Source organism: Streptomyces viridosporus (assembly GCF_002078235.1).
In the GTDB taxonomy this organism is placed as follows: Bacteria; Actinomycetota; Actinomycetes; order Streptomycetales; family Streptomycetaceae; genus Streptomyces; species Streptomyces viridosporus.
Map to the genome: position 1 here is coordinate 1 of NZ_MSGP01000915.1, position 728 is coordinate 728.

The window sequence follows — 728 nt, forward strand, 5'->3', positions numbered from 1 at the left end:
GCGGCCGGCGCCGGGCGCCAGGTCGAAGGCGATCAGATGACCGCGGGCCTGGAGCCTCTCGGTGATGCCGGGCTGACGTTTCCCGTGAAACATCACCCGCCCGGCACCCACCGAGGTCAGCGGAGCGGCCCCGACGGGCGCCGCCGCGTATCCCACGGCTCCTCCGCCCGCCGCACCGAGCACGAGCCCGGTGGCCCCGGCGGTGCCGAGCAACCGTCGTCGGGACAGGCCCTTCCCGGACGCCCCGGTGGTCCCGGTGCTCTGTGCGGTGGCTCCCTCCTGGGCGGCCTCCGGGGTGCGGGCCTGCGGAATGGACTGGTCAGCCATGGTGGTTCAGCCGATCTTCGCGTTCTTGGAGACGGTCACCTGGTCGATGTCGGACGTCCGCACGGTCACCTCGATCTTCCAGTCGCCCGCCATCGGGATCTGCACGCCGCTCGCCGACCAGTGTCCGGTGGCGACGCGGTCGGGGACGACCGGCAGCGGTCCGATGTCCTGGGCGGAGAGGGTGAGGGCGACCTTCACCTCGGGGACGTCGAAGGCCTCGCCGTCCGTGCGCTCCACATAGAGGTGCAGGTCGTTGTCGCCCACCCCCGCGGGGTCGAGGTCGATCGTGACGATGCCCTTGCCGTTGCCGCCACCGGTGTCGAACGGCATGTTCAGGGTCACCGCGCCGGTGCCCTGGCCGGGTGCGGCGGACGACGGGGACGAGACGGAGGCGGCCGCCT

2 pseudogenes are annotated in these 728 nt (G+C 72.7%); both read right to left on the bottom strand.

Annotated features, from left to right (window positions below):
* Positions 1 to 327: pseudogene (locus tag B7L92_RS38645) on the bottom strand (iron uptake transporter deferrochelatase/peroxidase subunit); the annotation flags it as partial.
* Positions 328 to 333: 6 nt separating this feature from the next.
* Positions 334 to 728 (bottom strand): annotated as a pseudogene (locus B7L92_RS38650) (hypothetical protein); the annotation flags it as partial.